Origin of the sequence: Paenibacillus sp. H1-7 (assembly GCF_022354825.1) — a bacterium.
GTDB lineage: Bacteria > Bacillota > Bacilli > Paenibacillales > NBRC-103111 > Paenibacillus_S.
On sequence record NZ_CP031168.1, the window covers coordinates 6263406 to 6287736 of the forward strand.

General features: G+C 49.6%; 27 protein-coding genes. 12 read left to right on the top strand and 15 right to left on the bottom strand.

Annotated elements, in window-relative coordinates; genetic code table 11:
• Window positions 1–7 precede the first annotated feature (7 nt).
• The 10 genes from DVH26_RS27705 to DVH26_RS27750 form a co-directional block, all read right to left on the bottom strand.
• Window positions 8–1225, bottom strand: a complete 1218-nt coding sequence (locus tag DVH26_RS27705; RefSeq protein WP_239627755.1) for an S-layer homology domain-containing protein — start codon at window positions 1223–1225, stop codon at window positions 8–10.
• A 216-nt stretch (window positions 1226–1441) separates the two neighbouring features.
• A complete protein-coding gene (locus tag DVH26_RS27710; RefSeq protein WP_239627757.1) occupies window positions 1442–1897 on the bottom strand; it encodes a ferritin-like domain-containing protein in 456 nt (151 codons plus the stop codon).
• 142 nt (window positions 1898–2039) lie between these two features.
• A complete protein-coding gene (locus DVH26_RS27715) occupies window positions 2040–3170 on the bottom strand; it encodes a CgeB family protein (RefSeq protein WP_239627758.1) in 1131 nt (376 codons plus the stop codon).
• A 31-nt stretch (window positions 3171–3201) separates the two neighbouring features.
• Window positions 3202–4356: a CgeB family protein gene (locus DVH26_RS27720; RefSeq protein ID WP_239627761.1), complete on the bottom strand. Its 1155-nt coding sequence runs from the start codon at window positions 4354–4356 to the stop codon at window positions 3202–3204.
• 12 nt (window positions 4357–4368) lie between these two features.
• Complete coding sequence (locus DVH26_RS27725; RefSeq protein WP_239627764.1) at window positions 4369–5487, bottom strand: CgeB family protein; 1119 nt, start codon at window positions 5485–5487, stop codon at window positions 4369–4371.
• 39 nt (window positions 5488–5526) lie between these two features.
• Window positions 5527–5982 carry a dTDP-4-dehydrorhamnose 3,5-epimerase family protein gene (locus tag DVH26_RS27730; RefSeq protein ID WP_239627766.1) on the bottom strand — a complete coding sequence of 152 codons (456 nt, stop codon included), beginning with the start codon at window positions 5980–5982 and terminating at the stop codon, window positions 5527–5529.
• Complete coding sequence (gene rfbD / locus DVH26_RS27735; protein WP_239627769.1) at window positions 5979–6842, bottom strand: dTDP-4-dehydrorhamnose reductase; 864 nt, start codon at window positions 6840–6842, stop codon at window positions 5979–5981. The genes DVH26_RS27730 and rfbD overlap by 4 nt, the downstream gene beginning before the upstream one ends.
• Window positions 6843–6846: 4 nt before the next feature.
• Entirely contained in the window at window positions 6847–7872 is a 1026-nt protein-coding gene (rfbB, locus tag DVH26_RS27740) for a dTDP-glucose 4,6-dehydratase (RefSeq protein WP_239627770.1), read from the bottom strand.
• Window positions 7869–8591 carry a sugar phosphate nucleotidyltransferase gene (locus DVH26_RS27745; protein ID WP_239627773.1) on the bottom strand — a complete coding sequence of 241 codons (723 nt, stop codon included), beginning with the start codon at window positions 8589–8591 and terminating at the stop codon, window positions 7869–7871. Before DVH26_RS27745 ends, rfbB begins: the two co-directional genes overlap by 4 nt.
• Before the next feature lie 183 nt (window positions 8592–8774).
• A complete protein-coding gene (locus DVH26_RS27750; protein WP_239627774.1) occupies window positions 8775–10055 on the bottom strand; it encodes a 2OG-Fe(II) oxygenase in 1281 nt (426 codons plus the stop codon).
• 250 nt (window positions 10056–10305) lie between these two features.
• Between DVH26_RS27750 and DVH26_RS27755 the strand changes: the two genes are divergently transcribed.
• From DVH26_RS27755 to DVH26_RS27775, 5 genes are read left to right on the top strand one after another with little or no spacing between them, the layout of a single operon-like run.
• Entirely contained in the window at window positions 10306–12090 is a 1785-nt protein-coding gene (locus tag DVH26_RS27755) for a DUF4214 domain-containing protein (protein ID WP_239627778.1), read from the top strand.
• A gap of 2 nt (window positions 12091–12092) precedes the next feature.
• Window positions 12093–12335 carry an acyl carrier protein gene (locus tag DVH26_RS27760; RefSeq protein ID WP_239627780.1) on the top strand — a complete coding sequence of 81 codons (243 nt, stop codon included), beginning with the start codon at window positions 12093–12095 and terminating at the stop codon, window positions 12333–12335.
• Window positions 12332–13576 carry a class I adenylate-forming enzyme family protein gene (locus tag DVH26_RS27765; protein WP_239627782.1) on the top strand — a complete coding sequence of 415 codons (1245 nt, stop codon included), beginning with the start codon at window positions 12332–12334 and terminating at the stop codon, window positions 13574–13576. The genes DVH26_RS27760 and DVH26_RS27765 overlap by 4 nt, the downstream gene beginning before the upstream one ends.
• Complete coding sequence (locus DVH26_RS27770; protein ID WP_239627790.1) at window positions 13573–14298, top strand: SDR family NAD(P)-dependent oxidoreductase; 726 nt, start codon at window positions 13573–13575, stop codon at window positions 14296–14298. Before DVH26_RS27765 ends, DVH26_RS27770 begins: the two co-directional genes overlap by 4 nt.
• 38 nt (window positions 14299–14336) lie before the next feature.
• Window positions 14337–14972 (top strand): acetyltransferase, encoded by a 636-nt coding sequence (locus tag DVH26_RS27775; protein WP_239627792.1) that lies wholly within the window; start codon window positions 14337–14339, stop codon window positions 14970–14972.
• A gap of 74 nt (window positions 14973–15046) precedes the next feature.
• Here DVH26_RS27775 and DVH26_RS27780 read toward each other — a convergent pair whose 3' ends face one another.
• Window positions 15047–15697, bottom strand: coding sequence for a DUF1796 family putative cysteine peptidase (locus DVH26_RS27780; RefSeq protein ID WP_239627794.1), 651 nt, complete (start codon window positions 15695–15697; stop codon window positions 15047–15049).
• A 145-nt stretch (window positions 15698–15842) separates the two neighbouring features.
• Window positions 15843–16277: a hypothetical protein gene (locus DVH26_RS27785; RefSeq protein ID WP_239627796.1), complete on the bottom strand. Its 435-nt coding sequence runs from the start codon at window positions 16275–16277 to the stop codon at window positions 15843–15845.
• 5 nt (window positions 16278–16282) lie between these two features.
• On the opposite strand from DVH26_RS27785, the gene DVH26_RS27790 reads away from it, so the two are divergent.
• From DVH26_RS27790 to DVH26_RS27820, 7 genes are all read left to right on the top strand, one after another.
• Complete coding sequence (locus DVH26_RS27790; protein ID WP_239627798.1) at window positions 16283–16663, top strand: hypothetical protein; 381 nt, start codon at window positions 16283–16285, stop codon at window positions 16661–16663.
• Window positions 16664–17012: 349 nt separating this feature from the next.
• On the top strand, window positions 17013–18146 hold the full coding sequence (locus DVH26_RS27795; protein WP_275590426.1) for a DegT/DnrJ/EryC1/StrS family aminotransferase: 1134 nt from the start codon (window positions 17013–17015) through the stop codon (window positions 18144–18146).
• 7 nt (window positions 18147–18153) lie between these two features.
• Window positions 18154–18933 (top strand): glycosyltransferase family A protein, encoded by a 780-nt coding sequence (locus DVH26_RS27800; RefSeq protein WP_239627801.1) that lies wholly within the window; start codon window positions 18154–18156, stop codon window positions 18931–18933.
• Between the two features lie 31 nt (window positions 18934–18964).
• Complete coding sequence (locus tag DVH26_RS27805; RefSeq protein WP_239627803.1) at window positions 18965–19693, top strand: glycosyltransferase family 2 protein; 729 nt, start codon at window positions 18965–18967, stop codon at window positions 19691–19693.
• Between the two features lie 121 nt (window positions 19694–19814).
• Window positions 19815–20105: a nucleoside-diphosphate sugar epimerase gene (locus DVH26_RS27810; protein WP_239627806.1), complete on the top strand. Its 291-nt coding sequence runs from the start codon at window positions 19815–19817 to the stop codon at window positions 20103–20105.
• Window positions 20106–20138: 33 nt separating this feature from the next.
• Window positions 20139–20438 (top strand): alpha-helical endospore appendage domain-containing protein, encoded by a 300-nt coding sequence (locus tag DVH26_RS27815; protein ID WP_239627809.1) that lies wholly within the window; start codon window positions 20139–20141, stop codon window positions 20436–20438.
• 29 nt (window positions 20439–20467) lie between these two features.
• Window positions 20468–20773, top strand: coding sequence for a hypothetical protein (locus DVH26_RS27820; RefSeq protein ID WP_239627811.1), 306 nt, complete (start codon window positions 20468–20470; stop codon window positions 20771–20773).
• Between the two features lie 59 nt (window positions 20774–20832).
• On the opposite strand, the gene DVH26_RS27825 is transcribed toward DVH26_RS27820, so the two are convergent.
• The 3 genes from DVH26_RS27825 to DVH26_RS27835 all read right to left on the bottom strand — a co-directional run bounded on the left by DVH26_RS27825 (window position 20833) and on the right by DVH26_RS27835 (window position 24330).
• Window positions 20833–22272: a glycosyltransferase family 4 protein gene (locus DVH26_RS27825; protein ID WP_239627814.1), complete on the bottom strand. Its 1440-nt coding sequence runs from the start codon at window positions 22270–22272 to the stop codon at window positions 20833–20835.
• Window positions 22273–22351: 79 nt separating this feature from the next.
• Window positions 22352–23299, bottom strand: coding sequence for a GDP-mannose 4,6-dehydratase (locus DVH26_RS27830; RefSeq protein WP_239627816.1), 948 nt, complete (start codon window positions 23297–23299; stop codon window positions 22352–22354).
• A gap of 17 nt (window positions 23300–23316) precedes the next feature.
• Window positions 23317–24330 (bottom strand): mannose-1-phosphate guanylyltransferase, encoded by a 1014-nt coding sequence (locus tag DVH26_RS27835; RefSeq protein WP_239627819.1) that lies wholly within the window; start codon window positions 24328–24330, stop codon window positions 23317–23319.
• Between the last annotated feature and the right edge of the window lies 1 nt (window position 24331).

Genomic DNA, 24331 nt, shown 5'->3' on the forward strand with positions numbered 1-24331 from the left:
GGTTCACCTAATCTTTGAATTCTTTGTTAATGATACCATCGTAAACAACTTTAGGGCTGAACGCATCGACTCCATAAAAACCAATTCTGAAGATATCCGGGGATGTGTTTTTTGATGTTAAAGGAGCTTTGGGCAATATCTCGTAAGAGTATGTTGTCTTTATTACTTCAGTCCCTTCTTCTCCCTTAATACGGTTTGAATATTTCTGTTCTTTAGTATTTTCTATATATGCACCTAGCGGAGCTGTTTGGTAAGCTTGACCCTCTGATTTAAGTTTTCCAGTATCATCGAACAACATATCAATAATTGCAATATAGCATCCTGCAATTTTAGGGGTGTTTGCAGGAAAATATTTAATACGAGTCGTTTGTTTAGAAACTAGAACATAATTACTTCCGGAAATCTCACGAGTTCCAGTTTGTTCAAAAACTTTTAAATCACCCGGCACAAGCGAACGATTAGGATCGTTAGGATCGTCCATATCGACGACAACATACTGGTCCACTGAACAAGTAACATTCCCATCCCAGGCTGAGCTAGTTAGCATTTCATCCCGGAACCTTTCATCTTTCCTAACTTTAGTAAAATACCTCGGAAGCATAGTAAACACATTCGTCTTATGCCAATACACCTCCGCAGATGACACCGCATACTTATCCGTCGGCAAGCTCGCCCCTTCGCGAATTTTCATAATTCGCCGAATAACCGTAACCGCCTGCGCACGGGTTGTAGGCTGCTCCGGCCCTAACGTTCCGCTGGAGTCCATCCCCGTAATAATCCCTTTTGATGTGGCCAGGTACATCCATTTCTTAGCATCGTAATTGGCCTGCCCTGTAGCCCGTACGGCAATACGCGCCATCTCCTCGCGGGTCATCGGATCATTCAGTCTATCCGAAGGGAACTCGTCAGCGACATGCAAGCCGTTAGCCACAGCGGCATCCACATAAGGCTGGTACCACTCCACGGCTTGTCCATTCTTCGCAAACTTCAACGCATCCACCACCAGCTTCAAGAATTCCGCCCGGCTCACCTGCTGGTCCGGACGGAACGTGCCGTCGGGATATCCGTCGACATACCCTTCCTTGACCGCAGCTTCAATCTGCGTTCTTCCCCAATGATCGGTTATATCCTGGAGCCCGGAGGCATTCGCATTGTGCTGATAAGCAATCGGCACCACTACAGCCGATACGATCATACTTAAAGCCAACTTCTTGATTCTGTTCATTCCATCCACTCTCCCGCGTTATTTCTATATACCGGCTGGCATGTCCGCCATACTGTACAGCTGGACATTTCCAGCAAAAAAGCACCCCAAACTCAGGGTTGTTCCCTCTGATTGGCGGTGCTTCCGACCTATTTCCATATGAAATTATGTCACAATCATTCCAAAAGTTTCCTTTACAGTACGATTATACTAGATAAATTATATTTTTGGCAACCACTATTGCATCATTAGCACTAATCCGGTCGAATGGTCCATGCTAACGGTCCATCCGTAGAAGAATAAATCCCGGACCCGCGGGCTCGGGGTCAGCAAATAAGTATCGCGGCAGTGCCGGGCGGCTTCGCGCTCCAGTTGAACGGCGCGCAGCAAGCCATCGGCATATGTGGGGGAATCGAACGATTCGGGCCTGGCTTGCGGCTCCACACCCTTCAACTCCATGTACATGGCACTCAATAACGAGAAGATCGCTTTCTCTTCAAGCATCATCCGGTCCAATTCTATAACGGCATCTTCATCGGGAGCCGATTTGATCAAAGCGGCATAAGCGCGTACTAAGGTGGCTGTATGGTCGACGCTCCACTGCAGCTGCTCCATAAATCGCCGCACATCCCGATATTGCAGCTTCACGGATAGATTGCAGCTTTCGTCGGCAGAGGGGGATTGGTTAATCATCCTGCATCCTCCATTCCAAAACAAGAATAGGCATTAGCCCTACTATAGCCTATTCATTACAGCTCGCCTACGTCACTACTTTTTAACAATGCTCCGGCCTCCCGACCCAGCCCTTTACCTCCACCCAATTCCGGATGAATTGCTACAGTACAAGCCTTTCCGCAAGAATACTGAGCAAAGCTCTGACCCGCTGATCGAACGTGTGATCACGCACCGTTTTTTTCAAGCCATTCAACGCGATTTGGTTCCGCTCCTCCTCATGCTCTAAATAATAATTGAGCTTATTTACTAAATCCTCTGCCGACGTGTAGGTGATTAAATCATGACCCGGTGTGTAATGAGACGGCAGATCCAGTCGGGCGTCCGTCAATTGAAACGCGCCCGTGCCGCAAATTTCGAATGTGCGGGGATTGGTGGACAGCGCGGCTACACGCGAGCTGTTTTTGTTAAAGGTTTCATCATCAGGGGAACGATGCAGATTGATAACGATTTTGGCTCCGTTGTAATAACGTGCCGTTTCCTCTGGAGACAGCCACTCGGTACGAATGCTTCGGGCCAGACGCGAATACAGGCTTAGTCTCTGCCACCACCAGCCAAAGATTTTGACATCTTGCTTGATCAGGTACGGAGCGATTTTATTAAAAAATTCCACCCGGTACCAATACGCGCTTCCAATAAAGCATATATCGCTATAATAGCCCCGCTTCGGCTTCATAGGACGAAAAGCGCTCAAATCGACGGCCAGCGGCATATGGTACACGTGCCTGCACCCGACCTGCCGGTAAAACTCAACGCAGCTAAGCTCATTCGTGAACACGAAATCGTAATAGATGGCCGTATTCCTTGTAGTATCGGTATAGTAAGGATCGTCCGAATACCATATCGCCGTTTTGATCCCGAGCAATTTCAAGCTGGCCACCGTCGTTACAGGCATATGTGTCCCAAGCAGGACGATGACCAGCGTCGGCCGAAATTGAGCCGCAACGGCAACAATATCGTCTTTCGGCGAGCAAACCTGAAGCTTGCGAACCTGCTTCTTCATGGCATTCGTAACCGCATGATCTATCGGCGAAAACGGATAGCCCATACCCGACGTGACGAGCAGCACGGAAAAATCGCGAACGGGGAGGTGCTGCGGCGGCTGGGAGCGGATTACCGCTTCACTCTTTCCGTAACGGAGCCCATGGCTCCAGCCCAGCCGGTAGCCCGCCAAACGGCCTCTTTTCGACGCATGGCTGAGTAATGAACCTTTGACACGTTTTACCGCCATCATCCATTCTCTCCTTTCCTGATTTCATCACATGCTACCCGAAAATGATGCTAAGCAGCCTCGACAACCGCTTGGTGTACGTATGCTCGCTCATGGTTCTTTGCAGCCCCCTGAGGGCGATTTCCCTGCGTTCATCCTCATGCTTCAAATAATACTCGCATTTGGAAACCAGCTCCTCCGGAGACGAATACGTGACGATTTCCTGACCGGGGGTATAGAAGGTCGTCAGATCATCGCGCGAATCGGTCAACTGCAGCGCGCCGCATGCGCAAATATCGAAGGTTCTAGGATTGATGGACAGGGCTCTGATTCCGTTCCGGTTGTGGTTATGCTGACTATCCTCATGGGAACGGTGCAGATTAATGACGATGCTGGAAGCATTATAATAAGCTGAGGTCTGCTCCGGGCTCATGCAGCGTTCCAGACTGACTTTGGAGCCCAGTTTTTTGTAATGGGACATGCGATTCCAGAGCAGACCGGAGATAAAGGTTTTTTTCTTGGAAAGGTATGGTGATATGGCGTCGAAGAAACGGACCCGATTCCAAAACGCCGTCCCGATAAAGCAAATATCCCGGTTATACTTTGGGCTGACCTGTCTCGGACGAAACATGGCGTCATTGACGGCAAGAGGCAAATAGTGCACCTGTTGACAGCCCGCCTTCTGATAGTAGGGAAGCGCGCCGAGTTCATGGGTGAATACATAGTCGTAATGCGGAGCTTTGAGCAAGGTGATATCAATGAAATACGGGTCTTCGGTGATCCAGACGCAAGTCTTGATCCCGCTCATTCTAATTTCGTTCACCTGCTCGATCTGCAGATGGAATATGCCATTCAAGACCATAACCAAATCCGGCTGCAGAGCTTTGGCCTGTTTGGCCACATTGTCCACTGGACTCGCGACGGATACTTTGCGCACTTGCGCCTGCAGTCCCTTGATGATCCCCTGGTTGATCGGATCATGGAATTGCCCGCCTTCATAAGCCTCCACCACAAACAGCACATGAAGATCGCGTATCGATTGAAGTCCGGCGGAGGCAGCCAGCTTCTTCACAATCGCCTGGCTTCGCCCAAGGTGATACCCTCGGCTCCATCCCGATGCATAGCCAAGTTTGCTTCCTCTTTTCGACCAATACGCTTGAAAAGCGCTTTTCTTATGCGCCGAGGCGGGACGAACTTGTTTTTTTTCCATCACCTACCCCACCTATTCCCCAAAAATAATCCGCAGCATTTCCTCCAGACGGTGTCCGTACGTGTGATCGCTAAGCGCCCTCGACAAGCCGCGGAGCGCCATTTGTTCACGTTCCTCCTCATGCTGCAAGTAATAATGAATCCGCTCGACCAGCTCCGCCGGAGTGGAAAAAGTCGCTAACTCCTCTCCTGGAGTAAACATACGAGGGAGCTCGCTACGTACGTCCGTCAGCTGCATGGCGCCGCTTCCGGCGATTTCAAACGTCCGCGGATTGAGCGACATCGGCTGAATGAATTTGCTGCTAGCCGGATTGGTAATCCGGTGCAAATTAATCACGATTTTGGCGCCGGCATAGTGCATGATATTTTGGTCGTACAGCACGCCTCTTAGGTTGACATATCTCTTTATATCCGCGTAGTTTTTGAGAAAATTCCAGCCGTATCCCGCCATAAAGAGCCGAACCCCTTTCAGCGCCGGAACGACTTTGTTAAAAAAAGCAATCCGGTTAGGAAACCCTTGCCCGATAAAGCAAACGTCCGAACGGTACTCCTTCTCTACATAGCGCGGAGATATAACGGCTCTGCTGACGGCTGAGGGCAAATAATGGACTTGAGGGCAGCCGAGGCTCTTGTAGTAGGGTACTGTATTGACTTCATACGTAAACACATAGTCATAGAGCGGTGTCATTCGGGTCGTCACGTCCATAAAGTACGGATCGTCCATAATCCACACCGCGGTACGGAGCCCAAGTGCTCTAAGCTGTTCAAGCTGTTCATTGCTAACCTGGAAAATACCGTTAAGCACAAGGATGAGATCCGGCTTGAACTGCTGGGCCGCCTCGATCAAATCCGAGGAATAAACGACGCGGAGCTCCTGCACCATGTCGCCCAGCGTATGAATAATGCCCAAATCCAGCGTACGGAACCCAGGCGTTCCTTCCTGCACATACATCACTTTGACTGCGCGTCTCTTCTCGATTCTCTCGGGAATACGGTTCATTACAGCCTGGCACCGGCCCGTATGAAAACCGTGGCTGAAACCAAACCGATAGCCCTTCACCCGTCCGCTGCGTGCGCCACCTAGCGCTCTTTTTCTTGCCTCCGACCTGCCTTGCTTTGCTTTGATAGCCACGTGCTTCAGCCTCCTCCGTACTCCGGGTCACTAAGGTCTTTAGCGATTCCTGGTTTTCCAATCGAATCCGATCGTTTCATCGTCCCAATCGATCCGGTATTCGTCGGGTTGTTGCGGGTCGTAAGCAAGATTCGTGAAATAGACGATGGTCGCCGGCTGATTGCCCAGCACGCGGTATCCATGCGCCACGCCGCGGGGAATGAACAGCAGATAGCGGTTATTATCCCCCATATAATAAACATCCGTTTGCCGATAGGTCGGGGAATCCGGCCTCATATCGTGAAGAACGACCTGGGCGCTTCCGGCTGGAAAGAACCAGATGTCATCCTGCTTTTTGTGGTAATGAAACGCTTTGATAACGCCGGGATACGACATCGAGATCGAAGCCTGCCCGAAACGTCCGTAGATCGCGTCGTCCTCGCGCAGTAGTTCCATGAAATAGCCCCGATCGTCGCTATGCAGCACGAGATTTTTTTTCTGAACCCCTTCGATCATGACTTCGACTCCTCTTTGTTATAATCGTTAAGCAAAAAATCGACCAACGCTTCTTTCCAAGGGCGGAGCCTCGGCAGCCGATTTCTCCGGATGGCCTCATCGTCGAAAACGGAATAGGCGGGCCGCTCCGCCGGTGTGACGAATGCGTCCGAGCTTACAGGCACAAGACGGACATGTTCCAATTGCAGTGTGCGGAGAATCTCCTGAGCAAATTCGAAGCGGGAGCAATACCCGCGGTTGGAGGCATGGTACAATCCGTAATGATCCGTTTGCATCAACTGCTCGATAAAGCGGGCCAGATCCAGCGTATACGTAGGGGAGCCGAACTGGTCGTCAACTACGGATATTTCTTCCTTTTGCCTGGCGAGAGACGCTACTTTCGTCACAAAGTTGCTGCCGGTTCTCCCATAGAGCCAGGAGGTGCGCAGGATGAAATAACGCTCGCAGGCAAGCTCCACGAATTTCTCCGCATGCAGCTTGGAATTGCCGTAGATGTTGATCGGGTTAGGCCGATCCGATTCCGTATAAGGGGTCCGCTTGGAGCCGTCGAATACGTAATCGGTACTAATATGGACCAGCTTCGCACCGGCTTCCGCTGCCGCCCTGGCCACATGGTTCGTTCCGATGGAGTTGATCAAATAGGCTTCATTGGCCTGCTGCTCCGCCAAATCGACATTCGTATGAGCAGCCGCGTTGATAATGATGTCCGGCTGCGCTTTCCGGATGGCGGCATAGACCGCCTGTTCATCGGCTATATTAAGGTCGGTTCTCGTATGAGCGAAAAGCTGATGGCTGCCGGACAGTACCCGAATCAAATCGTGCCCGAGCTGTCCTCCTGCCCCCGTAATCAAAACTTTCATCGACTCACGCTCCTTCCGCGTCACCGCTTTCTTCCGCAGCTTCGTTACGCTTTACTGTGGTATTGCTCGGCCGAAGCCAATAGTCCTTGTGATTCGCATACCATTCCACCGTCTGAGCTAACCCTCGTTCGAACGTATAGGCGGGCTTCCATCCGAGCTCGGATTGAATTTTGGAAGAGTCGATCGCGTACCTCCGGTCGTGTCCTAGCCGGTCGGAGACGTACCGGATCAAGCTGTCCGGCTTCCCCAGCGTTCGCAAAATCTGCGAAACCACCTCCACATTCGTACGCTCATTGTTTCCGCCGATATTATAAACTTGGCCCGGCACCCCGCATTCGATTACCTTCTCAATAGCGGAGCAATGGTCGTCGACATGCAGCCAATCCCTGATGTTGCGGCCGTCTCCGTACAGAGGAATCGGCTGATCCACCAGCGCTTTCGTAATGACGGCAGGAATAAGCTTCTCTGGGAGCTGGCGGGGCCCGTAGTTATTCGAGCAGCGGGTAATGAGGACGGGAAAGCCATACGTCTCGTAGTAAGCTCTCGCCAACAAGTCCGAGCCGGCTTTGCTTGCGGAATACGGGCTGTTCGGCGCGAGCGGGGTTGTTTCGCTGAAGTACCCTTCCGCTCCCAAGCTTCCGTATACCTCATCGGTAGAGACGTGGATGAAACGGCCGACTCCGCATTGCTTGGCAGCTTCCAGCAGGCATTGGGTGCCAAGCACATTGGTCGTGACAAAGCAGGACGGATCCAGAATGCTTCGGTCAACGTGCGATTCGGCGGCAAAGTGGACAACCCGCTCGACCGATTCCTCCTTCATCACCTTCTCGAGCAAAGCGAGATCCGTGATGTCTCCTTTTACAAACCGGTAATTGGGCAGGTGGCTGATCTCCTCGACATTGGCGGGGTTTCCCGCATACGTAAGCAAATCGTAGTTGATCACCCGATCCTTGGGATGCCGCTTCATCCAGTACTGCAAAAAGCTGCTGCCGATAAAGCCCATTCCCCCGGTTACAAGCACCGTCGTCACTCCTGATCACGCCCCGTCAGCAGGACGGCTGCTTGCTGCAATGAAGCGTGCGTCCCCGCATCAAGCCACCATCCCGATAATATGCTGTATGTCAGCTGTCCCGTTGCCGCATACACGTTGTTCACATCCGTGATTTCCAGCTCTCCCCTTACCGAAGGCTCTATGGTACGTATAATTTCGAATACTTTGGAATCGTACATATAAATGCCCGTCACACAGTAATCGGATTGCGGTTGTTCCGGCTTTTCCTCAATAATCGCAATGCGCCCTTTATTCAATACAGGAACACCATACCGTTTGGGATCCGGCACTTGCTTTAGAAACACATGCGCCCCGTTCGCAATCCTCTCGAACTCGTTTACTGCATCGGTTAAATCATCCAGAAACAGGTTATCCCCCAAGATGACGAGCATTTTCTCACCGGGAGACACAAAATCCTCCGCCAACGCCAACGCTTCAGCAATGCCGCCAGCCTGTTCCTGGATTTTGTACGAAATGTTGACTCCCCATTGCTGTCCGCTTCCGACATATTCCGTATATAAGCCCGCCGATTGTTTGCCAATGACGAGCAGAATATGCTCAATTCCGAGCGATGCCATCTTTTCGATAGCATAATGAATCATGGGATAATTTCCGACAGGCAGGAGATGCTTATTCACTATGTTCGTCAATGGACGAAGCCTTGTTCCTGTCCCCCCGGCCAAAATGACTCCTCTCAATGAACTTCGACTCCTTTCCCACCTACTTATCTCTGGTTCTCGTTTCTGCACTCTAGTAACAAGATATTCTCCTACAGACAAGAGCATATGGACGTATACCGTCGTATTGTAAAAATTGGCTTATGTCCGATAAAGTGTGGTAAAAAATGTCCCATACTCCTTGGAGCATGGGATCGGTGTTTGTTATTTTTCTTTTTTATGAACAAAAGATGCATTCACTTTTTGCGGGTCAATAATGAGCTGCAAGCCTGGACTCGTTCTTTGCACGGCATTATGCAGCTTCAGGATCGTATCCTCCGACTCCGAAGACACGATGTTCAACGTATAGGAAATACTAGAAAGGTAGGCGGGAACATAGGACGCTCCGTACCAGCCTGAGTACCTATCAAGCTGTCCGTTCACTTCGACCTCGACGGATTGTACCGATATACCTCTGTCGGCGGCGATGGCAACCGTAGCTTCCGCAATGCTGCTCCCCAATGCGCCGAGCATCATTTCGACCGAATTGGGAATTAAATGAATTTTATCCAAATCGGATAAGCTGTCGTGCATAATCTGAACATTTCGGATATGAATGTCCCTTGTCAGCTCGTTTTCCGTTTCGACGATTCTTACCTTCACATTTCCGGATTGAGAGAAGGATTCTCTCTTTGCCGAAGTGTTCATGATAGGAATCGCTTGCTTCTTGACTGAGACGTGGTCGGGAGCAGGGGACTCCTGTTTCACGGCAGCTTGTTCTTTGCCCGCTGCTTCCTGTTGGAGGACAGGCTTCTCGACAGCCGTTGGCGGTTCGCTCTTCTTTTCCTCTTCCGCATAGGAATAATCAATCACATAGGGACCCGAATCTTGTGCCCCGTTGTACTGCTGGCGGTCACGAAACCATAGTGTGGCAATCCATTTTTCGCCGGTTTTCAGCTCTCTTGAGCCGTGCATGGATAGAGGGTGCGGTGTGGCGCTATTTGGGTAGCAGTTATGGAAGAGGAGCAGCGTCCCCTCCGTCGGAGCCACTTCGAAATTGAGGTTGGGAAAATAGGTCTCGCCTCCGTTGCCTTCTTCGACGTCATTCAAATACATGAGCGCCGTATATAGCCGCTGCCCTCCTTCCTCGTAAAACCTTTTGCCGGCAACGGACGACAAATCGTAAGTATCCAGATGCGCACCGAATCTGCCTCCAACCCCATACCTCGCAACCTGCAAATTTTCGGCGTAGTGAAGCGGATGTCCCATAATGGAAGCGACCCGCTCCGTTACTTGCTTCACAACGTCATTAGCCTGATGCGTAAACCAGGCGAATTCAGATTTGCGGAATTCCGAAGTAATGACTTCCTTTTCACCGATAACCTGAGCCGGCTGCAGCTGGTTTCTGGCCATTTCGATCAATTGGCGGCACTCCCAGCCGGATAAGACATTCTCGTATTTCGCTACACGCGGTTCTTCATTAAAGATGACGGAAGGTTCCTTCATCAGTCGGCCTCCTTTTGAGCATACTTCTACATCGACTATCATATTGCCAAGTACGGCGGCCTGTGTGGACGAAGAGAATGGAGCTGACGCCCTTTTATCCGCAGGTCCCTTAGACCATGCTTCCGGCGTTTTCCAAAGTTAATACAAGCGTCTATTTCAATCAATCCTATCGTTACATATGTTAGTAAGAAGAATTTAGAAAAAAAGGATAGCTACCGTCTTCTTGTCAACAGGAGGGAAAGGAAACCCGATGGATATTTTTCAATTAAGAATACGTAACAACTATTATCAAACATTGCTGTTTCAGGGAGGCTTCAAAAGAATCATCGAAATTTTATATCCCATTTTTCATCTGGGGAATGAGGATTTCATTTGGGAAGTCTATCGGCAACTACTGAAACGGGAACCGGATGCTGCGGGTTATTATACTCATCTTAGTAGTCTGGCTGCAAGCATGTCTAAGGCTGAGGTAGTTGCTTCCATTATCCAAAGCGAAGAAGCCGAGCATTTATATCAGCAGCCGGTTCCTCCCGAGCAAGCCGGATCGCCTGACCGTATTCTCATCGCCGATCACATGCAAAGATTGTACGGCTACAATGAATTTCATTTCATCTATGCTCTTTACTACGAACTGTTAGGCCGCAAACCGGATTTGCCTGGTCTCGATAGTCATATCTATCATTTGAACCGGGGCTTGTCGAGAGGCAAATTATTCAAAAGCTTCTTGATATCGGCTGAATGCATCGGCGCTTTATCTTCTCCCTATCCGCCGATGACTCACGAGCCCCCTCCAGCGTCGTTGGCTCCAAGTACACATTTGATGAACCGACGTAATAAATCGTCCGGCAAAGGCTTCATCTTTCGTCATGGAACGACCCGTGTCGGGTTCTATCTTGGATATCCGATGCGAATTTCTCTCGATGGCGAAGGAATCGGGCGGTTCATTGCAAGATTGCTGGAAGGGCTGCTGCTTCATAGCGAAGATGTCGTCATAGATGTTGTTTGTTTCGAAATGAACTATTCGCATCTTGTAGAGACCCTCGGCAAATTTGCCGCTCAATTCCCGAACCGAGTGTTTATTCATGCATTTCAGGATATCGAATGGGTCAATAACCATGTCCATGTCGATGCATGGATTATTCCTTACGTGGGATTGGAGTCGGCGCTGCAATTGCAGAAGCCTATCATTCTGTGCCTGCATGACATGGTTCATCTTCATTTCAAAGAAATGTATTACGACAAAAATCCTCAGTGGTGCATGGAGATCGAACGGGTTGCTTCCGCCATGGCGGGCAAAGCCGAAGCCGTCCTCTTCCAATCCGAATTTACACGTAATAATGAAGGATTGCGGTTTCTGCAAATTCCATCTCATAAAACCCACGTCGTCCGCTTCGCGCCGCCGATTGAAGAGTACCACGCGATCGGCACCTACGACGAAAGCTTGTTCAGGCAAAAATACAATCTGTATGACGAGTACATCGTATTTCCGTCGGTGATTCGTCTGCACAAAAACCATGAACGGCTTATCGAAGCGTTCCTGTACTTTAAAGCGTCCAACCGTGAGAATAGAACCCGCCTGTTCTTGACCGACGATTATGTTCATCGACCTAACAGCGCCGAAATAGCAGCCATTTTACGCCGATACCCCGATTTGCAGGGCAGTATCATCTTCTCCCAAAACCGGATGCCGATTTACGACGTCCCTTCGCTGTACAAGTATGCCAAGGGCACCATCGTGCCGACGCTGTTCGAAGGAGCCATCCCGTTTCCGATTCTGGAATCGCTCCTGATGGGAACGCAGGTATCCGTAAGCAAAATCGGAGTTACACAGGAAGTCGTACCGGATATGGATCCGTTTATCCCGTTTGACCCATACAACGTCTATGAGATGTCCATAGCCATTTACAGGCTGATCTATTCCCACAGCTCCTTGGCGGCTATTCAAGCTTCCGCATTGAGCAGCTCCCTTCAGAGAACGTGGAGCGATGTAGCCCGTGATTATTATAAGGTTATTAAAAGCATTCGAAGGAGATAGCCATGGAAAACCAATTGCTTCGCATCATTAATAAAATATTGAACAAAAAGGAAAACCCGAGAGGGCGTTATGAGGCTCTCGATCCAGCGGCTTCGTTAAGAAGCGATCTGCAGTTCGATTCGCTTGATTTAGCTGAATTTACGGTTCGGATTGAGGACGAATTCGGCGTTGATGTTTTTGAGGACGGGAACGTAGATACAATACAAGACGTTTTACAAAAAATAGCCCGGAGCGAAAGCTTATGAGTCTGTTTTGGATAGATGAAGCGCGCGGAATAAAAAAAAGCTATGCGGATTTAATAGCGGACATGAACGCGAAGAACGGCTGCAGGCGCTGCATTTTCTACGATAATCCCTACCATATCTTTTTGGAGTTAGTTCACAGCATGGCGTACGGGATCGGCGTTGAAATGCTCGACTCCAATTTCTCGGAAAGCGAAAGGAGCCGTCTCGGCGTCAGCCCAAGCATGCTGGTATCAGAGACTGAAACCGGCGGCCGTCCCATCGCGGACTTCGAAGAGCTATGCACTCGAATCGATGCAGCCAAAGAGCGATGGAGCGTAACGATCTACACGTCAGGAACTACGGGCAGGCCGAAGAAAGTGACCCATTCTTTATCCACCATAGCAAGAAGCGTAAAACAAGGGCCCAGATATAAGGACAATGTCTGGGCATTTTCTTTTAACCCGACCCATTTTGCCGGACTCCAAGTCTTTTTCCAGGCATTCTTCAATCGCAATCCGATGCTGTATATCTTCGATACCGATAAGAATGAAGTTCATTCTCTCCTGCTGAAATATGGAGTAACCAATATTTCCGCTACGCCGACATTTTACAGAACGCTGCTGCCCTTCATGGAGCATCCTTTGCCGGACGTACGGATTGTTACAGTCGGGGGAGAGAAGTTCGATTCGAACGTCCTAAAAGACCTTGGCAGAGTGATGCCCCATGCGAAAATAAGAAATGTTTACGCCTCGACCGAGGCGGGAAGCTTGTTCGGCTCCGTAGGGGAAATATTCGAAATCAACGAGTCCCTCCGGCCCTTTGTTAAAATCTCGGACGACCGGGAGCTGCTTATTCACAAAAGCCTCCTGGGTGCCGCCGAGGAGGTGTCCCTGGCAGACGGGGACTGGTATCACACCGGGGATACAGTCACGCTTCTTGACGAGCATAGATTCGTATTCGCTGCAAGAAAAACCGAGATGATCAATATCGGCGGTTATAAAGTAAACCCGCATGAGGTGGAAGAACAAATCAAGACCGTAGACGGGGTCCTGGATGTGCTCGTGAAAGCGAGGCATAACCGCATTACCGGCAATATATTGGTTGCAGACATTGTGAAGGCATCCGGATACGACGAGCAGCAGCTGGAGGATTCAATTAGAAACATATTGGTGTCCACTCTGCAAGCTTGGAAGATCCCCCGGCTGTTTCATTTTGTGAACGAATTACCTAAATCTCGAACAGGCAAAAAGGTGAGGACATGAAAACCATCATAGTTACCGGAGATACAGGCGGCTTGGGGCGGCAAATCGTCCAGACGCTATTGAAGGAAGGCAATTATCGCGTTGTTGGAATCAGCAGGAAGGAAAACGAGGCTACCGCATCGTTCCGGGAGAAGTACCCCGAGAGGTACCACCATTTGAGCTATGATCTAAGCGAGCTCCAATCGATCCGCAAGCTTTATTTGCAGCATCTGAAGCCGCTTGGGCCAATCTATGGCCTGGTCAACAACTCCGCAATGGCCTATGACGATATCGTTACGAACATCAATACGGATGCGCTGCAGCAGATGTTTCAGGTCAATGTGTTCGCCCCGATGCTGCTGACCAAGTATGCTATCCGGGATATGCTGTTCCACAGAACAAAGGGGTCTATCGTTCATATTTCTTCGGTAAGCGCTCATACCGGTTATAAAGGTTTAAGCATGTACGCTTCGAGCAAAGGCGCGCTGGAGGCATTCTCAAAAGGAACGGCCAGAGAATGGGGAAGCCTGGGCATCCGCTCCAATTGCGTCTCCCCCGGCTTCATGGAAACTGCGATGAGCGAATCGCTGTCCCAGGAGCAAAAAAACAAAATCTACGGCAGAACCTCGTTAAAGGAGGAAACCGATCCGGAAAGCGTTGCGAACACGGTGGCGTTTCTCCTCTCGGAGGATGCACGCTCCATAACCGGAACGGTAATCCACGTCGATAACGGAACCATTTAGAATGAGACAGGATTTGGCTATGAAAGGAGTGTTGCCGTATGCTGGATATTATTATCGTTGGCGCTGGAGGGTTCGGACGGGAAGTTTATCTGTGGGCGAAGGATGCATTTCCGGAGAACGAATACAGAATCAAAGGATTTCTTTCGCCTAACCCTCATGATCTGGATTCATTCCGTACTAAGGCAAAGATACTTGGCGATGAGAACACCTATGACATTCAGGAGAATGACCGGTTCTTGTTTGCCATCGGCAATATTGATATTAAGAAGCGGGTCGTTACGCAGCTAAAGCAGCGGGGGGCACAATTCCTTACTCTCATCCACCCGACAGCCATCGTTGCGCCGACCGCAACTATTGGGGAAGGCGTCATCCTCTGTCCCTTCGTTACCGTAAGCGATCATGTGGAAATAGGGAATTATGTCATGATGAATTTTTATTCCTCCTGCGGTCATGATGCCAAGGTGGGAGACTTCTCCATCCTATGCCCGTACGCCACGGTGAACGGATTTTCCGTCCTGCAGAATGAAGTATTCCTGGCCAGCCACTCTACGGTCACCCCCTGGAAAAAGGTGGGATACAGAGCGCAGGTAAGCGCCAATTCCGTTGTTATGTACGACGTTCCCGATTACAACTTTGTCTTTGGCGTCCCCGGCAGAAATAAACGGATCTTTTAACCCATAGAGGGCTATCCCTTTGTCCGAACAATAAGGGATAGCCCTCTTCATTTTATCTGCTTTGTTGTTCGATCTCATTTCAATCTCATTCCACTGAATATTTGATCCCAAAGCTGCACATTCACAAATATATTGGGAGCTTGATGAGCCTGAAGCACGCAGACCCCTTTCATTCCCCAATCCAGCTCCACATAGCCCTCCATACTTTCTAATGGCTGAACAACAAGAATATGGAACCGGCCTTTCGTCATGCGGGATAGAATGCTTTGCAGCTGGACGATTTCTTCTCTCGAATCGTTCGACCACCTTACGAACAACAGGGATCGGCTGTTTGCGATTTTATCCAGAAATCGAGTGGCAAGATAATTGTATTTTCCTTTAATGGCAGGGTACATGTTCATCCAGTCCGCGGTATTAGGAAAATCGTGAACCGTAATAATATTATAGTACGCATCCGTAACATAGAGGGAATTCGACGTTTGATACTCCCCGTCATCAAATACATAATCGACACCACCAGGTAAAAATAGATTATTCAGTTCCATGAAATGTTGAAAGCGGTTGGACAGCAGCCTGTTCACATCCGAGAGTGAAGGAGATAAATTCCAATCCAACGGTCCCGCATACTTTCGTAAATTAAGCCGCTTCAAATGCCATGCAGGCTCGCAATTACCTCCGAGACTAAAGATCACATCATAGGAGGTCTGGATATCCTTCAATCGCATTTCTATCACCTCCTATTGATTCGTATCCCTATATTCTATGAAATTTGGATAATAATGGATTGGACATTTCGTTATGGATACATAAGAAATCCCGCATCCGAAGATGCGGGACTTTTTTTGGATAAACGCTATGCGATGACGCGTATTAGGCTGGAGCGACTGAACCTACGACAACATTGATTGCTCTGTTGGTTACCGTTACGGTTGCAGCCACAGCGACAAGCAAGTCTACTTGAATTCTCAGCGTATAGGATTCAGTAATTGGAGCAAGAGCAGCCAAATTATCGACAGCTGTGACATCTCCCGAAACTATAGCTGGAATTACGATAGCAGTAATAATTTCAACTACACCGCTGTTTACTTGTTCTGCTAGCAATAGCTGGTTCGGGCCGCCAAAATCTCTATACAATCTAGCAATAACATTAAATCCAACGGCTACAAGTCCAGTAACATTCACCTGGAACTCAGCGTCAACCTTAACCTGATTTGCACTAGCCGTTGTCGGAACACCAGTAAGTGTAAGAACCGTAGCTTCCGTTCCCGGTGTAATGGTTTGTGCAGTGGAAGTTCGAGTACCCATAACCGTTGTTGTTGGGCCTGTTGGACCTGTCGGGCCTGTTGCACCTGTTAACCCTGTTGGACCTGTCGGGCCTGTCGGGCCTGTCGGGCCTGTCGGACCTGTTGCACCTGTTAAGCCTGTTGGACCTGTCGGACCTGTCGGACCTGTTGCACCTGTTAACCCTGTTGGACCTGTTGGGCCTGTTGCACCTGCTGGACCGGTTGGGCCAGCAGGGCCTGGAGCGCCTGGAGCGCCTGGAGGGCCTGCTGGACCTGTCGGGCCTGGAGGGCCTCCTGCGGGTCCTGGAGGGCCTGCCGGGCCTGTCGGGCCAGTTGCGCCTGTTAAGCCGGTGGCTCCAGTCAAGCCAGTTGCCCCCGTCAAGCCGGTGGCTCCAGTCAAACCGGTAGCTCCAGTCAAACCGGTTGCCCCTGTCGGTCCCGTTGGTCCGGGAGGTCCTGGAGGTCCAGGTGGACCTATGAATGCCATATAAATCACTCCTTTAATTTAAGATACTATATTAATATGTTACTGCTTGTTCACCGCCACGGTACATGCCGATAGATCAATACATATTTTGATAATAAAGTAGACTCATCCATTTAAAGGCAAACATATTACCAGCTTCCCCCACGGCATTCAAACCTATCCTCTCAGGTTGGGCCGGAAATGCCGCTGCATTCGAGTCCCTTATCTCCCTCCACGCATATAGTAGTAAAGAATGCTTCATTATCAGTTACGATGTGGGGGAGATTCGTAGTGGACATTTTATATCCCGTTGCACTTCCCGCCTTAAACGGGAACGAAAAAGACTATGTATTGGATTGTCTTGATTCGACCTGGATATCCTCAAACGGTTCCTATATTCATAAGTTCGAGCAAGGATTCGCCGAGTTTTGCCAAACGAAGCACGCTATGGCTTGCAGCAACGGAACGACCGCCTTGCATCTTGCCTTATTGGCTCATGGCGTGGAAGAAGGCGACGAGGTTATAATACCGACCTTTACCTTCGTAGCTACCGCTAACGCGGTAACTTATTGCAAGGCAACGCCGGTATTTGTCGACTCGGAACCTGACACCTGGAATCTATGTCCTCAGCACATAGAGGCCAAAATAACACCTCGCACGAAAGGAATTATTGCCGTCCATCTGTACGGCCATCCCGCCGATATGGACCCGATTATGGACATCGCCCGGCGTCACGGCCTGTTCGTAATTGAAGATGCGGCCGAAGCCGTAGGAGCGCAATACAAAAATAGAATGGTAGGCTCACTGGGGCATACCGCTATTTTCAGCTTGTTCGGCAACAAAATTATAACTACAGGTGAAGGCGGAATGATCACGACGAATGATGATTCCGTTGCCAACAAGATCAGGCTTTTGAAAGGCCAAGGGATGGATCCAAACCGGCGCTACTGGTATCCCGTGATCGGATACAATTACCGGATGACCAACATTCAAGCGGCCATCGGCTGTGCACAGCTGGAAATGGCGGAATGGCATATCGGTCAACGGATTCAAAGCGCCCGTCATTATATTGAAAATTTGCAAGATTGCACCGCTATCACCCTTCCTGTAGAGAAGATTTGGGCTAAGAATGTGTACTGGATGTTCAGCGCCGTATTCCACGAGTTCACAGAGGAGCAGCGTGATGAGGTTATGCACGGGCTTCGCCGGATGGGAATCGAAACCCGGCCTTTCTTCTATCCGATGCATACGCTGCCGCCTTATAAGAACCTGCAAGCAGCCGACGAATTTCCAGTCGCCAACCGAATTTGCGCCCAAGGAATTAACCTCCCGAGCTATGCTGGCCTAACCGCCAACGATATAGAACATATTAGCTCTTGTCTGAAAAAGGTGCTATATGAAGTAAGCTCTGAAGAGAGGCGCTGAATGAAGCATGAAGCCATTACGTAAAGCGGCAACAAGGAGAGCGTCACGCCATAGACGCAAAGAGCAAAAGCTGCGAAAGGGGTCTGTCAGCCGGCGTGCAAAGAAGGGGGATAATAAAAACGCGGCTTCACGTTCAAAAGCAGTAAGAAAAAAAACAGCCTTCCCCCTTTTACAAGAATCTCCTTTTTACCGGATCGGATGGTCCGCAGGCAGAGAAGATGCCGCTCTGCATACTATCGAGAGCGGTCCTTTGCAGAAAATAACATTGAACCGGTATTGGGTGAAACGGGTTGAGGCGCTTAATCTGGCCGGAGAGCCGTGGAGTCGCTATATCAATGCGGCAAGAGGATATGTGCAAGGCTTTATGTCTGCCCGGAAAAAGCCGTCTCGTAAATGGCTCCTTTTACCGACTTACCGCTCCGTAGCTGTCATTGTTAACTTAGGGAGCGAAAGGAAGCATATCGGCGGCATCCTAAAGCTGCTGAACCGGCTTCCGATTGATGAGGTTTTTATTATTGTCAACGGCTCCTCGAATCCCAACATTCGAGCCCTTCGTTCTTTATCCCGCTCCGTTATTATATGTTACCCTCAAACCGTTGGACAGGAAATCAGCCGGGCAGCCGTTTCAAAAATGGCCAAATCGGAGCTATTGCTGGTTCTGGACGGAGACCATCCGCTTGAAGAGGAGCAGCTGATTCGAATGATTCATGAAATGGATAACGGATTGGATCCCGATAAGGGAGAAAATCGTTTAGCAGATAGAGACGTGACTACGGTTTACCATTAGCGAAACAGAGCACAGGCAAGGGGGGCATAGCATGCGGTTGACCAGCATTATCATACCTAATTACAACGGAATTAAGTACTTGAAGCCTTGTGTAGAATCTATTCTAATCCATACATCATCCCCTTACGAAATCATCGTTGTCGATAACGGATCGGACGACGGTTCCATCGAATACTGCGAGCAGCAGAAGCTCAAGCTTATTTCATTGCCGACGAACTGCGGATTTCCGGCTGCTTGCAACTACGGTCTTAAGATGGCTGTCGGAGACTCGCTGTTGCTGCTGAACAACGATACGCTGCTTACGCGCAATTGGCTCGACAATATGCTGAGATGCTTGTACAGCTCGGCTGATATCGGCATTGTCGGCCCTGTAACCAACTATGCGACCGGTAAACAGAAGATCAAGGAGCCTTTCACATCCCTAAATGAGATGGCGGCAAGGTACAATGACCCCGATGCTTCCAAATGGCATCAGGTGGATCGCATCGTCGGGCTATGCTTCTTGTTCAAGCGGGAGCTGATGGACCGTGTCGGGCTGATGGACGAACGATTCTCGCCAGGGTATGTGGAGGATGACGATTACTGCTATCGTGCGCGGCTTGAAGGTTTTCGCCTGATGGTAGCCGGGGATGCGTTTATTTATCACAAAGGAGGCGGAAGCTTTAGAAAAAAAGGGAGGAAAGCCGTAAGACAATTGCTTCATCGAAATTACGCGCAGTTCATTGCAAAGTGGGGAGTACACCCGCGCACCTTTATTTGAGCTTCAATTAAGGAGGATGCCTCCCCCTTCCTTCCCCCGCCTCCTGGGCAAATGCCGTGATTCATAGAAGGCGAATGGCATATGTTATGGTGAAAATCAATACGGAAAGGAGGATTGAGAAATGCAAAAGCAGCTCACCCAAATTATTGAGCATATGGCGAACTCGCAGACGGAAATGGCAAAAATATTGGAATCGCAGCGTCATATCATCCTTCATGCTGCAGGAATCATCCACGATATCCCGCATGATAATCCTTCTTTTGGAGATATTGAAACGTTAACGGACAACGCGCTCAATGTAACGAAGAGTATGGCCGCATATTTGAACAGTCTGGCTGATTTGGAAGACACATTGGCCGATAATCTCATGCTCGTGCTTAAAGAGGTAGAAAAGCCGGACGGTGAAGAATAGATTGAAACTATTGATGGAGGCGAGGGGCTAGCTTTGAGCAGAACGAGTTCTTACCATAAGCTGCTGGTGTCCGCAGTCAGCTTTCAGAAAAACGTCTATTTAATTTTGGAGGCCAAATCGTTCGAAACGACCCGTGCCTGCCGCTGGATCTGTAATCACTTGGCCGCAGAGCACTTGGGTGACCATAACGATCAGGTGAAGAAGTGCTTGGAAATTCACGAGCAGCTGATTGAAGTTATCGACGGTTTGACAAAGATGGAGCAAGCACTCACCAAAAACCTGCAAGCTATTCTTGACGATGGCGAAGCCGACAACGGGGGCATCTCCGGATAATACAACGATTTTATGGGAGGATGCTCCAGATGAAGTGGCACGAGCAGGAAGTGAGGATGAAGCTGCATATATTGAACTCCTTGGCCCGAAGCCAACGCGCTTTGGCCGTTATCCTGGAGAGCATGGCGGATGTGGCGGGAAGCTCGCAGATGGTGGCCAAAGGGCTCGCTGAACAAATCGAAGCCTTCAGCAAGTATCAGAGGCAAATCGCAGTCAAAATGATCGGAGTGAAGCTTCGGAGAAGACGATACGGCAAGCCGGCAAAGCCATGGCTTAACCGGAAGCTTCATGTGCGGAGGAACCGGCCTGTGAAACGCCACAATTCCTCTGCATAACGTTAAGCACAAAAAACTCGGCCAGCCTGCTGGTCGAGTTTTTTCTCTTTTAGAACATGTTATTTGAATCCCAGAAGCCTTAGCCGCTGCTTTATCAGCTGTCCGACATGATAAGGCGAGTAGTAGGAATGAATGGTTTTCTGACCGGCTAAAGCAATTCTTCTTGCCCAATCGGGCTGAATAATCAGCTTGCGCATAAACTCCGATGCATGGTCAATATCCGGCTCAGCCCATTTTTGATGTGCATCATACGGCCCCCAATACTCCCCTACATCTACTAGCTCGTAATTAACGGCACAGGAATTGCCCGGATGCATGAAATCCGTATTCCCTGACCAGTTCGTTCCGACCACCGGCTTGCCCAAATACATCGCTTCCGCCAGGGGCAGGCCAAAGCCTTCCGCACGATGAAGCGAGACGAAACAATCAATGCTGCTGATTAACGCATTGACCTCCTCGCGCGTCAGCGTCTGGTCGATAATATAAATGTTCGCGTGCCCTGCCGCTGCCTGCTGCAGCGCTGCCGTCTCCTCCGGATTTGACTGCGCATTGTTCAATTTGATGACCAGTCCGACTCGTGGGTCTTCGCCTGCAAATGCCCGTTTAAAGGCCTCGATGGCTCCCAGAGGATTTTTACGCTTTTGGTAGCTTTGTGAGTCCGCCATCGCACAAAACAGGTAACGGTCATTCGGCAGCCCGAAGCTGTCCCTGTTCAATCCAAGCGGTACAGGGACTTGAATCCCATGCGGTATACGCACCACAGGTACTTTGGACTTCGTGGAAATGCTGTTTAGTACAAAGTTGGAAGGAACCCAAACCTCTTGTACTACATCGAAGCCGGCACAGTGAGACTGCGGATAATCAGGCAGCTCCCAATGCCAGTAGCCTATATTGTATCTGTCCCTGGTGATGCGAGGACCGAAATACGCCGCAGCCGGCTTGATCCTGTCTCCGTTAATGTGGAATAGATTCACCTTGTATACCGCGCTCTTCATTTCCATATGCGCCCAGGTCGTGTCATCTTCACGGAAATCGTGCTGCTCCGGATAATTGATAGTGCCGAAAGGAATGTCCGTATTGATCAATGATCTTGCAGCGAGCCGGACAGACTCTCCAATCCCCGTTTCAGCCCGAATGAAGCCGATCAGATTAACTCCCCTAGGATAAGCTGATTTTCTCCTTCTAAGCTTGACAACCCTCCGTGCGGCTTTCTTTATTACGGATTTGGTCTGTTTTTTTACAGGTTGTTTTTTCTTAACAGAAGGATCACTTTTTTTGTTACCCGTATTTTTTTTAGTTACTTTCGTTTGCTCGGGATTAGCTTTCTTTTTAACGTCCTTAACTACCGCACGCTTTGCCTTGGTAGTGCCGCGCTTTAGCTTCTTTTTCCTCGTTGGCTTCGGGGGGGCAGCTTGCATTTCCGGTTCATCTTCGAATGAAAACTGCTCATTCATAGTTTCATTTTCAATACCCTCTGCCATTCCTTGCTGATCGCTCACTGTACGATATCCCTCCTTCTCCAAACAAGCAGAGGTCCCCCTGAGGGAACCCTCGCTCCGATAACGTTATTTGGCTCTATTATGGCTGAGCTCTCCAATAGTTCAAAAGATCCTTTAACGTTTGGTCAAACGGAATTTCCGGCTTCCAGCCGGTCTGCTTATGAAACTTGGAGTAATCCCCAAGCAATATTTCGACATCGGAAGGCCGCAGCCGTTGAGGGTCCTCCTTGACTTCGATATCCACCGAGCTTAAGGCCAGCAGCTTGTTCAGCACTTCCTCTATCCTCCAACAGGTGCCGGATGCAATATTATAGGTCTCCCCGGAAACTCCATGGTGAACAGCAAGCCAGTAAGCCCTCACGATATCCCGCACGTCGGTAAAGTCCCGTTTGGCCTGCAGGTTGCCCACGTACAGCACAGGAGGCTGTTTGCCTTTCTCAATCTCTGCGATTTGCTTGGAAAAATTGGACGTAACGAAGTTCTCACCGCGTCGAGGTCCCGTATGATTGAATGTCCGTGTCAGCACGACATGCAGCCCGTAGCTTTTATTATACTGATAGCCTAGAACCTCTTGGGTCACCTTGCTAACTGCATAAGGACTCAAGGGACGCAGCGGATTCGTTTCCTTGATAGGAACCTCGTGCGGCTCGACATGACCGTATTCTTCGCTGGAGCAAGCGATCTGGATTTTGCAGTCCGGGTGGATGCGCCGCACCGCTTCAAAAATATTGACTTGACTGGAGACATTGTTATAGATCGTGTCCATCGGCGAATTCCAGGAAGTCGGAACAAAGCTTTGTGCGGCCAAATGGAATATTAGATCCGGTTTTACTTCTTCAATCAAGCTTTCCACAGAGAACGGGTCCCTAAGCTCGCACTCGACCAGCCGGATATCCTTTAAATGCTTGATATGGTCCAATCGGCTTCTTTGACGGATCGTACCGGTAACTTCCACTTGCTGATCCAGCAGAAATTCAGCCATATGGCTGCCGACAAATCCGGTTATTCCGGTTACTAGCACTTTCATAGAAGTAGGATCCTCCTTTAGTCTTCCAGTTGTTTCAGCATCGTTTTGATATGCTGCTCCTGGGATTTATGGCAAACCAGCAGACCATCGGCCGTAGAAACAATAATGACATCCTGAATTCCGATAACAATCGCTTTTTGATGTTCCGTATAGATAATGCTGTTGTTCGTCAACATGGAGTTGACGTCCCCCATCATGATGTTTCCTTCCGAATCGGTTCCAAAAACTCTTTCCAGCGATGTCCAGATTCCTACGTCGTCCCATTCGAACGTAACCGGAATCGTATAAATCATCGAAGCCTTCTCCAATATGGCGTAATCGATGGAAATTTTGGGCAGCTGATGATATACTTGCTCCCATTGTCCGCCGCAGCCTTCCAGCCGGGTCCACATTTCTCGTTGATACAGCATCATATAATGCTTAATCGTCGATGGCTTCCATATAAAAATACCGCTGTTCCAGTACATGTTTTTTTGCTGAATCAGCTGCTTCGCCTTCTCAAGGTGCGGTTTCTCGATAAATGCTTTAGCTACAACGACGCCGCCTTCTCCATCGGGTTCCTCCGTTTCGATATAACCATACCCTGTTTCTGGCCGGGTAGGCACGATGCCCAGCGTCACGATCGAGCGGCCTTTTTGCGCGATTTGCTCCGCTTGAAGTAGCGCCTCCCATAGGGCCTGGGCATCAGGAATATATTGATCCGAGGGCGTCGTTACCAATACCTCGTCATTTCCGCCAGAGAGAAAGTGCAGGGCAGCCAGTGCGATGCATGGCCCCGTATCTCTCGGTTCGGGCTCCAGCAAAATCTGCTCCTGCTTCAATTCAGGAAGCTGCTCGAAGACCATCGGGCTGTATTGTCGAGTCGTCAGCACATAGATGGATGTCAAGGGCAGGAACTGCGCAAACCTGCGAACCGACTGCTGCAGCATCGTCTCCGTAGAAGTCAGGGACAGAAATTGCTTCGGCTTCTGCTTGACGCTTCTGGGCCAAAACCGCGTTCCTTGGCCTCCTGCCATAATAATGATTTTCATT

Coding starts and splice junctions, on each gene's coding strand:
- DVH26_RS27705 (WP_239627755.1), bottom strand. CDS start 1,225: ATGAACAGAATCAAGAAGTTGGCTTTAAGTATGATCGTATCGGCTGTA.
- DVH26_RS27775 (WP_239627792.1), top strand. CDS start 14,337: ATGCTGGATATTATTATCGTTGGCGCTGGAGGGTTCGGACGGGAAGTT.
- DVH26_RS27830 (WP_239627816.1), bottom strand. CDS start 23,299: ATGAAAGTGCTAGTAACCGGAATAACCGGATTTGTCGGCAGCCATATG.
- DVH26_RS27750 (WP_239627774.1), bottom strand. CDS start 10,055: ATGAAGGAACCTTCCGTCATCTTTAATGAAGAACCGCGTGTAGCGAAA.
- DVH26_RS27765 (WP_239627782.1), top strand. CDS start 12,332: ATGAGTCTGTTTTGGATAGATGAAGCGCGCGGAATAAAAAAAAGCTAT.
- DVH26_RS27715 (WP_239627758.1), bottom strand. CDS start 3,170: ATGATGGCGGTAAAACGTGTCAAAGGTTCATTACTCAGCCATGCGTCG.
- DVH26_RS27720 (WP_239627761.1), bottom strand. CDS start 4,356: ATGGAAAAAAAACAAGTTCGTCCCGCCTCGGCGCATAAGAAAAGCGCT.
- DVH26_RS27710 (WP_239627757.1), bottom strand. CDS start 1,897: ATGATTAACCAATCCCCCTCTGCCGACGAAAGCTGCAATCTATCCGTG.
- DVH26_RS27835 (WP_239627819.1), bottom strand. CDS start 24,330: ATGAAAATCATTATTATGGCAGGAGGCCAAGGAACGCGGTTTTGGCCC.
- DVH26_RS27770 (WP_239627790.1), top strand. CDS start 13,573: ATGAAAACCATCATAGTTACCGGAGATACAGGCGGCTTGGGGCGGCAA.
- DVH26_RS27800 (WP_239627801.1), top strand. CDS start 18,154: ATGAAGCCATTACGTAAAGCGGCAACAAGGAGAGCGTCACGCCATAGA.
- DVH26_RS27755 (WP_239627778.1), top strand. CDS start 10,306: ATGGATATTTTTCAATTAAGAATACGTAACAACTATTATCAAACATTG.
- DVH26_RS27805 (WP_239627803.1), top strand. CDS start 18,965: ATGCGGTTGACCAGCATTATCATACCTAATTACAACGGAATTAAGTAC.
- DVH26_RS27820 (WP_239627811.1), top strand. CDS start 20,468: ATGAAGTGGCACGAGCAGGAAGTGAGGATGAAGCTGCATATATTGAAC.
- DVH26_RS27730 (WP_239627766.1), bottom strand. CDS start 5,982: ATGATCGAAGGGGTTCAGAAAAAAAATCTCGTGCTGCATAGCGACGAT.
- DVH26_RS27780 (WP_239627794.1), bottom strand. CDS start 15,697: ATGCGATTGAAGGATATCCAGACCTCCTATGATGTGATCTTTAGTCTC.
- DVH26_RS27785 (WP_239627796.1), bottom strand. CDS start 16,277: ATGGGTACTCGAACTTCCACTGCACAAACCATTACACCGGGAACGGAA.
- rfbD (WP_239627769.1), bottom strand. CDS start 6,842: ATGAAAGTTTTGATTACGGGGGCAGGAGGACAGCTCGGGCACGATTTG.
- DVH26_RS27810 (WP_239627806.1), top strand. CDS start 19,815: ATGCAAAAGCAGCTCACCCAAATTATTGAGCATATGGCGAACTCGCAG.
- DVH26_RS27760 (WP_239627780.1), top strand. CDS start 12,093: ATGGAAAACCAATTGCTTCGCATCATTAATAAAATATTGAACAAAAAG.